The 8744-nt window shown below is 44.5% G+C and carries 7 protein-coding genes and 1 pseudogene; 4 read left to right on the top strand and 4 right to left on the bottom strand.

All coding sequences use genetic code 11. The annotated features are described in order from the left end of the window. A pseudogene (locus J6U00_RS06250) lies at nt 1-268 on the top strand (hypothetical protein); the annotation flags it as partial. A gap of 66 nt (nt 269-334) precedes the next feature. Here the strand turns inward: J6U00_RS06250 and J6U00_RS06245 are convergent. From J6U00_RS06245 to J6U00_RS06230, 4 genes are all read right to left on the bottom strand, one after another. Further along, a complete protein-coding gene (locus J6U00_RS06245; protein ID WP_296580241.1) occupies nt 335-1336 on the bottom strand; it encodes a substrate-binding domain-containing protein in 1002 nt (333 codons plus the stop codon). Then, nucleotides 1333-1476 (bottom strand): hypothetical protein, encoded by a 144-nt coding sequence (locus J6U00_RS06240; RefSeq protein WP_296580240.1) that lies wholly within the window; start codon nt 1474-1476, stop codon nt 1333-1335. The genes J6U00_RS06245 and J6U00_RS06240 overlap by 4 nt, the downstream gene beginning before the upstream one ends. Before the next feature lies 1 nt (nt 1477). After that, nucleotides 1478-1711 (bottom strand): hypothetical protein, encoded by a 234-nt coding sequence (locus tag J6U00_RS06235; RefSeq protein ID WP_296580238.1) that lies wholly within the window; start codon nt 1709-1711, stop codon nt 1478-1480. A 152-nt stretch (nt 1712-1863) separates the two neighbouring features. Further along, nucleotides 1864-3117 (bottom strand): cation:proton antiporter, encoded by a 1254-nt coding sequence (locus tag J6U00_RS06230; protein ID WP_296580236.1) that lies wholly within the window; start codon nt 3115-3117, stop codon nt 1864-1866. A gap of 373 nt (nt 3118-3490) precedes the next feature. Here J6U00_RS06230 and J6U00_RS06225 point away from each other — a divergent pair, with 373 nt between their 5' ends. From J6U00_RS06225 to J6U00_RS06215, 3 genes are all read left to right on the top strand, one after another. After that, nucleotides 3491-4048, top strand: coding sequence for a sigma-70 family RNA polymerase sigma factor (locus tag J6U00_RS06225; protein ID WP_296580234.1), 558 nt, complete (start codon nt 3491-3493; stop codon nt 4046-4048). Further along, nucleotides 4045-5043 carry a hypothetical protein gene (locus J6U00_RS06220; RefSeq protein WP_296580232.1) on the top strand — a complete coding sequence of 333 codons (999 nt, stop codon included), beginning with the start codon at nt 4045-4047 and terminating at the stop codon, nt 5041-5043. The genes J6U00_RS06225 and J6U00_RS06220 overlap by 4 nt, the downstream gene beginning before the upstream one ends. Nucleotides 5044-5250: 207 nt before the next feature. Continuing rightward, nucleotides 5251-8589 (top strand): CotH kinase family protein, encoded by a 3339-nt coding sequence (locus J6U00_RS06215; protein ID WP_296580230.1) that lies wholly within the window; start codon nt 5251-5253, stop codon nt 8587-8589. Nucleotides 8590-8744 lie beyond the last annotated feature (155 nt).

Genomic DNA, 8744 nt, shown 5'->3' with positions numbered 1-8744 from the left:
TACTTACGACATACAAGACGTTTATTTCACACTCAAAATTTTTAAGAACACCGGATCTGCGGTTGTCAATTCAGTAAGCGCAAAGAGAACTGAAAATGAAATTGCCGTTTATACGGCTGACGATATCAGAAACTTCAAGTCTTTCCTCCTCGGAGAAAAGATTGAGATACCGGCAGGTGCGGATTATGACGTCAACGGTGACGGAATATGGGATATTCACGATCTGTGCGTGATGAGAAGTAGAATCGCTCCTACCGAACTAAATTAAAACTAAAAAGGCTTTTCGCAGATATTCTTGCGGAAAGCCTTTTATTTCAATATATTTTTTTCTGTTTTATTGTTCTGAGATATCATCGGGCAATCCAACATAACCGCATGCTTCAATCATTGTCTCACCTTCCTCTGACAACAGCCAGTCAACGAGCCTTTGAACATTGGCGTTCTGATTATCCCTGCGGTACACTGCATAAAAATTCGCAGTGAGCGGATATGAGCCGTTCCTTATATTCTCAGTGTCGGGATATATACCGTCAACTGCAAGCATTTTTACGTTTTCATCGGCTACCATTCCCGAAAGGTAGTACCGGAAGGAGTAACCAATCGCTCCGCCGAATACGGACAGTGGAGCCTTGGAGGTGATCATATCTCCCTCCATGAATTTTTCCATCATCGTTTGGCTTCCCGATCCTTTAACTCTGGTCAGGGGATATATCGTTCTTGAAGCACCGCCGACCTCATTCCAGTTCGTAATCTCTCCACGGTAGACAGAGCGTATCTGCTCCGAAGAAAGACCATCCACAGGGTTGTCTTTATTTACAAAGAATACGAATGCTTCCTGACCAATTGGAACTATTTCCAGCTCAGCTCCTTTTTCCTGTGCAGACAGCATCTGCTCCTTTGATGGATGAGCTGTAAAGAACAGGTCTACCGAGCCGTCCACAAGGGCATCAAACCCCCTGATAGTATTCTGGTACTGCATAACGCTGTCGGAGGCAAAGTTTTCGCCGTAATAATTATCGTCGGAGAACGTACCGCCCTTGTATGTGACGCAGCCCTCGGTGTAGCAGTTTTCAATCACAGAAGCATAGACAGGTACGAGCGCTGCTGCGCCGTCTAAAACAGGCAATTTGTCGCTCTCCGTGAATTTAAGTGAAGCCCCTGTTCTTGCAAGCTCAGAGCTCTCTTCGAATGGCAGGAACTTTCCCACATCCACCATTTTCAGCTGTCTCGTTCCGCTGAAATTATTTGCGAGACGTCTTGTTATCGTTACGTACAGCATGGCGTTCACGGCAGCAAAGATAAAAGCTGTTGTGAGTATCACAGTTATCCTTTTCACAGCCACAGCTCCCTTGCAATAAATTGTATGACAGATGAGTTCTGATAAGCGCGGTAAATAAAAATAAGATGTGCAGCGGTGAGGAGAAGTCCAATCAGAACTACAGCTATCAGCATCCTTATAAATCTGCGGTCACTCATACTACATACTCCTCATAACAGCAATTGCAAGGAGAAACAGGAATATGCCGATCATTGCGGCCATGGCGGTAATAGCCATACTGATTATGAACATGACCTTATACTTGATTTTTCTGTTTCTTCCTTCGCTTTTAGCAAGTATGCCGTCCCTGATGAAAAGAACGACAGAACTGATCACGAATAAAACGACTGCAGCAATGACTGCCCAGCCAATGATCTGTATCAGAATCTCCATGGTCTGTACCTCCTGATGCTCCGGTATCCTGCTGACTTTGTCAGTATATTATACCTTCTCTGTCTATATTATATAATACACAACGAAGCTGTTCAAGATGATGAATGTCATTTTATGCAGTGACATTTGTCACTATGGGAAAAATTAACTATTTACAGGCTGTCGAACACAGCCTTATCTTTTTTCTGCTGATATCTCAGATAATAGCCTGCTGTCATGGAGGATAGCATGGTAGTAAGTATCAGCACAGTGAAGAATTCAAGAGAGATGATACCGGCTCCATAGCCTACGGTCGCAAGCACAATACCGGGACCTCCTCTTGCGTTCATGGTTACTGCGAAATTCATTTTCATATTGCCTGAGAGGTCGGAGAAAATAAGAGCAGCCCATGTGCCGATAAATTCAAGTCCAAAGGCTATTATGAAAAAAAGCAGGAATCTTGCGGGAGAAAAATCGTTTATCACATTAAGCTGTATACCGACAAGTGCAAAGTATACAGGTACGAAAAACGAGAATACGATATCCTTGAGTGCGTATATATCTCTGACTGTTTCGGCTTCCTTGCCGAAGAACACTTTTACAGTATATCCGACGATGAAGGCGGAATACATGATGTTTATGCCCATTACTGAAAACAGTCCGCATACAGCGAGAAGCATAACGAAGCAAACTGTATACAGCAGTTTTGAGTCGCGGACCTTTATTGACGATCTCACCATTCTTGACACTGCGGTTATCAGCGCGAACGCTCCGAGGGTGGAAAGAACTATCATCAGTATATGCAGAATATCTATCTTTCCGGCGGCTGCGACCTTTGTAGCGATATTCAGGAGTATCCACAGGCAAAGATCCTGAAATGTCGCAACTGTCAGCACAGTGTTTGAGAATTTGGTGTTCATTATTCCCATATCAAAAAATATTTTTGATATCACAGGTATTGAGGTTATCGCAACTCCTATACAGAATACAAGTGAAAATGAGATGTTATTGCCTGAGACTCCGATGAAACTCTTCCTGAACAGTGATATAAACGGTATAGCTGCCAGCATGGGTATGACGGTTGCTCCGATGAATACGAGAGATATAGTCCTTGCGTTCTTTTTACAGAGCTTTATCTCGGTATTGTAACCCGAAAGGAACATAAGGAATATCAGCCCAAGCTGATAGAATATATTCAGCACCTGTCCCTGCTCGGGGTAGGCAAAAAATATTTTTTTCATTGCTTCGGGAAGCAGAATGAACAGACAGCTGCCTCCGAGTATCATGCCGCCGAGTATCTCTCCGACAACTCTCGGACCCTTTATCTTTTCGGCAAGAGTGCCGAAGACGTAAGAGAATAAAAGCAGCAGTGCAAGTGAGATGAAGGTCATCATGGTCTGACTCTCTGATAATGTCATAAGTTTCATTTACATCGCTCCTATCGTTCACAGTATTTGTCTGGTGAAACGCGATATAATACCGATTATCGCTGCCAGACGCAGCCTGTTTCTGATATAATGATACCACGACGGGAGCAGAGGAACAAGATGAGAAATGTAACTATACATGTTACAAATGTCACTGCTTTTTATCAGGGCTTTGATGTTGACTGGTGAATAGAGAGGTGTTTATATCTTGTCGGCAGTGTCCTGCGTGTGCTATAATAAGTGTGTCACTGATGAACGCCGCAGGGCGGTCACGAAACATGCATAAAAAATCCTGAAAATTATGCAACCGGCATACCGTGTTCGGGTAGTAGTATAGTAGAAGCTTCTAAGGAAAAACGAAAGGAGGAGCATCGTGGAGGATCACCAGATCATAGAGCTGTTCCGGCAGAGAGAAGAAAATGCCGTTGCTGAGACAGAGCAGAAATATACGGCGTACTGCCGTTCTGTTGCTGCACGCATACTGAACAGTGCTGAGGACACCGATGAAGCCCTCAATGATACATGGCTTGCTGCATGGAACAATATTCCGCCTCACGAGCCGGAGTGCCTGAAAACCTTCCTCGGCAGGCTGACACGGAATATAAGCCTGAATAAAGCTCGTTCGGAAAAGGCTCTGAAGCGCGGCTCAGCAGAAATGAGAGTAGTTTTTGAGGAAATCGAGGACTGGCTCGCTTCTGGACAAAGCGTAGAGCAGGAGATATCTGAGCAGGAGCTCGCAGACTCAATCAACGCTTTTCTTGCCGGTATCCCAGAAACGGAACGGAGCGTATTTGTCCGCCGTTACTGGTATATGCAGTCTGTATCGGAGATAGCCAGCCATTACGGCTTTTCGGAAAGCAAAGTAAAATCCATGCTGTTCCGCATACGTAAAAAACTGTATGCCAAGCTTAAAAAGGAGAATTTTGTATGAAAGCTGATACGTTTATGAACGCTGTAGGTATGATTGATGAGCGCTACCTTGAGACGGATGCGCCTGAAAAGAAGATAACCCAGAGCAAATGGAGGAGGAGGATAATATCTATAGCCGCAGCTGCCGTCCTGATCCTTTGTCCACTGCCGACTTTGACCGCTTATGGTGTCGATTCGGCATACAATGTACTTTATCATATCGCACCATCTGTTGCTCAGACTTTTAAGCCTGTCCGTATGACCTGTGAGGACAAGGGGATAGAGATGACAGTTATATCCGCAGAGCGCATCGGCAGTAAGGCAAGCGTATATCTTGCCATGCGTGATACAACAGGAACCTGTCCTGACGGCGCATGGGATCTATTTGACAGCTATAATATCAATGTTAACCGTGATATGTCGGGACATTGCAGCTTTGCTGATTATGACGCCGACACACACACCGCCTATTTCGTGGTTAGTATGGAAACTATGGACGGAAGCAATATGCCTAAGGGAAAAGTGACTTTTTCTGTGAGCGATCTGCTCATCGGCAAGGTGAATACGAACACAGTGCTTGAAGCTGTTGACATGAGCAGTATCCCTTATGAGCCAGATACTTATGTACCCGATGAATTGCGCGGACAGCCGGTGCCGGAGGGGCTGCGTTTTCTTACTGTTCCAGAGCAGCCGGTATGCACGCCAGTACAAGGCGCGGATATCATGAATATCGGCTATATTGACGGAGCTTTCCATGTCCTTGCCAAGTATGAGGATATACACAATACAGATGATCACGGCTTTATAACTCTTATTGACAGTAAGGGGAATATTACCGTCGATGAAATGCATTATGAAATATACTATTACTGGGACGAGAACCATAAAGACAGCTACGCGGAGTATGTCATACCGGCTTCTTATGATTCACTCACAGAATGTAAGCTTAAAGGGGAGTTCGTGACTTGCACCAATAATGTTTCAGGTGATTGGGAGATCACCTTCCCACTCAGATAAAGCTTCAGTCCACAGCCTGTATACGATTTATATGACACTTCATGATACTTTGATGACCTGAAATGTGACTTTATAGCAAAATAGCAAAATATCGTAGGCTAGAGCTATTTTTGACTTGACTTTTTTCCTCATGTTTGGTATACTATCATACGCACTAAAAGGAGAAACGCTTTTTACGGTGTAATATGCAAGAATTGAGGGAAAAACATGAGTAAAAAAGGACAAACAAGAGAACTGAAAGCTCCTGCTTCCTGCTGTGATCTCCTGAAACGTTCACTGTCAGGTATCTTGTCGGCTGTACTTGTTATGAGTACTTCACTGTACTTTACCGGGGACCTCAGTCCGGTAAGCACCGGCGCAGCAGCTGAAAACACAGAGACAAAAAGTATTTCGACACTTAGTATTATGACAGAAGATTCGGTAGAGCCTACATGTGACTATATCAGTCACCCTGAGAACTGTTGGGGCGCTACGATCATTAACAACGAGTATGTAAACTGCAAGGTGGAGTACACCGACCCGAACGGCAAGATAACGTCTGTTATTGATGAAGAAGCAAAGATCAAGATCAGAGGAAACACCTCAGCTTCCGGCAAGAAAAAGCCCTATAAGGTAAAGCTGAGCAGCAAGCAGTCCTTCGGAACAGACAGCAGCTCCAAGACATGGGTGCTCCTCAGGGACGGCACCAGCCTGAATTTCCTGTTTTCCAACTGGGCTGCGGAATACTGCGGCTCTGAATGGCAGCCTGAATTCGAGTATGTCAACGTATACGTCAATGGCGATTACAGGGGATGCTATATTCTGTCACAGCCCGTAGATCAGATAACAAAAGAGCTTGATTTCGACGATACAGGCTTTGTTGTAGAAAATGATGCTTATTGGTGGAATGCCGGCGATGATTACTTCAAGGTGGATAAACAGCGTGAGCAGATGGGTTTTACTTTCAAGACACCTGATGCCGATGAGCTTGACGAGCAGCAGACTGCTGCTATAAAGGAAAAAGTCAGCACTGGAACGGCAAGCATCGTTAAAGGCGATAACACGGAGTATCTTTCATATATTGACGCAGCTAATTTTGCGTCATGGTATCTTGCAAAGGACTATATGTGCAACAGTGACGGCGGCGGCTCAAATATGTACTGGTATGCTGCCGGAGAGAACGAGCCTCTGAAGCTGGGACCTGTCTGGGATTATGACAATGACTATAAATCAGGTGCTTCATACTGGTCGCCTATACATACAAACAATATCAATTTCGGCAATTATCTTTTTATGAAGGAAAGCTTCAAAAAGCTTTACCGTAACGAATTCGAGAAATCGAAGAATATCTGTACGGATCTCAACGCATACATTAATGAGTATATAGATACCTATGGCGATTCGCTGCAAGAGAGCTGGGATTCGGACACCAAGAGGTGGAACGGAACTGCCAAGTCTGTTGAGACTGTAAAAAACACATTGCTGGATTTTTACACGGAAAGAAACAGCTGGATAGACAACTCTACATCAGGCTGGTCGCTTGACTTCTCCGAATATGACGAAGCTCGTGCAAGCGCTCTTGCCTACAGCGATGCGGCTTACGGCAGCAATGATGCATTGGAGGAAGCACTGGCTGTAGATGTTTATGCTCTTGATTTTACACAGGCTGAGCTTGACGAGACTACTGCTGCTATCCGGGCAGCTCTTGTCGGCTTAAATACTGCTGGAGAGGCGGAACTGACTGAAAGAAAAGGAGCTCCATATAAAATAAATGAAAACACTTATGTCTATGATGTCAGCGTTCCTCATGTAGTTATCAATCAGATCTACGGTGGAAAAAAGAAGGAGGCATATTCCTCTGACAGCTTTATCGAGCTGTATAACCCTACCGGTGAAGACATCAGTCTGAAAGGTTGGTCTCTCCAATACAGGTCAAGTATTGACGGTGGAGACAATAAGGAATGGAGCAAACTGGAGCTTTCGGGAACGATAGGATCACACTCCTCGTATCTGGTGAAATGCGCCGGCGTAAAGGATCCTGAAGATGGAGCTTTTACAGTAGACAGCTTTGACCAGTCATGGGATCAGGTTATAAACAATAAGGGCTTGTCTGTTGTCCTGCTTGATAGCAATTCGCTCATACCTGCTGATTCTGCCGTATATGACAACACTGCAAGAAAGCCGGCCATTTCCGGTTATGTGGATATGTTTGCGGTTTCAGGAAATGATAAGGAGAACGGCGTGCCTGTAAGCAGCGAGGCTGCACTTTACTATGAAAAGGCTGCTTCGGGAGTTCAGTCCAAGAAGAGTACCATAAGACGTGTAGGCTTTAAGGATACTGACGACAACTCTGTTGAAGGCGACTTTGAAGAGGTGGACTACAGTTTTGACTCGCCTCGTTACAGGGAGTATATCCGTCCGAGATCAGGTGCTGACGGCGCATGGTACGCTGAGGACAATGTAAGACCTTCATTCATCGTCACTCTTAACACTAACGGTGGAAGCAAGATTGATTATGTTACTGTAGAGGCTGGCAGAAAAATAAAAAACGTTGAGGAGCCCGAGAGAAAAGGCTTCACGTTTACCGGTTGGTTCACAGACAAGGAATGTACTGCCCTTTGTGAATTTCCGCTGCGTCCCTCAGATGATATGACGCTCTATGCGGGCTGGAAGAGCAATGCTCCTGAATTCATGGCGAGCAGCCTCGTTCTCAGCGGGCAGATAGGCGTGAACTTCTATCTTGATCTGTCATCGCTTTCAGACGTTGAAAGAGCTGCAAGCTTCATGGAATTCAACGTGAACGGCAAGACATCAACAGACTCTTATGATGGAAAATGCATAAATCAGACCGGCGAGTACTATGGCTTTACCTGTTATGTTACTTCCGTCGAAATGGCTGATACGATAAATGCGGTATTCCATTACGGAGACGGACAGACGGTAACAAAGGATTATTCCGTGCTGAAATACCTTGAGGCTATAGAAGAAAACGCTGAGAGTTATGACGGAAAAACTCTTGAGCTTATCCATGCCATAGCCGATTACGGACACTATGTCCAGCCCTTCCTTGCAGACAATAATAACTGGACTGTGGGCAGTGAGCATAAGGAAATGAAGAAGTTCTACAAAGCTTCCTATAATTATGACAGCGTAAAGGAGAATGTCAGAAAATATCAGCACAGCTTTGACCTCGGCACATCGGATATAGAGGAGATAAAGTATTCTCTTTCGCTTAATGCCGAAACTTCGATCAATATCTACTTTGATACTATCTCCGGATACGAGGGGGATATTGCTGTAACTGTTAACGGTGATCCGGTAACTGTCGTAAAGCAGAAGGATGGACGCCACAGGATAACGATATCAAATATCTCGGCGCATCAGCTCGGAGATACTTATTCAGTAAGTATAACAACTGATAAAGGAACAGCTTCATACAGTGTATCTGCTCTTTCCTATGTGTATGCAGTTATCAGCAGCAATGACTTTGATGAGTTGGCGAAGGATGCAGTATCATCTTTATTTGCATATTATAATGCTACAATGGAATACAGGAAAGGAGAATAAGTTATGAAGCAGTATACAAAAGCTGAAATGGAAATCATCTTTTTTGAAGCAGAAGACGTAATTACTGTGAGCAATAAGTTAACAGAACAGGGCGATACTTTAACGCCAGAGGTGAAATGAAATAGCAGCAGGTGCAAAACTTTGTTTTGCACCTG

Origin of the sequence: Ruminococcus sp., from assembly GCF_017650195.1 — a bacterium.
Taxonomy (GTDB): Bacteria; Bacillota; Clostridia; order Oscillospirales; family Ruminococcaceae; genus Ruminococcus.
This window is presented reverse-complemented; position numbering and strand designations above follow the sequence as displayed.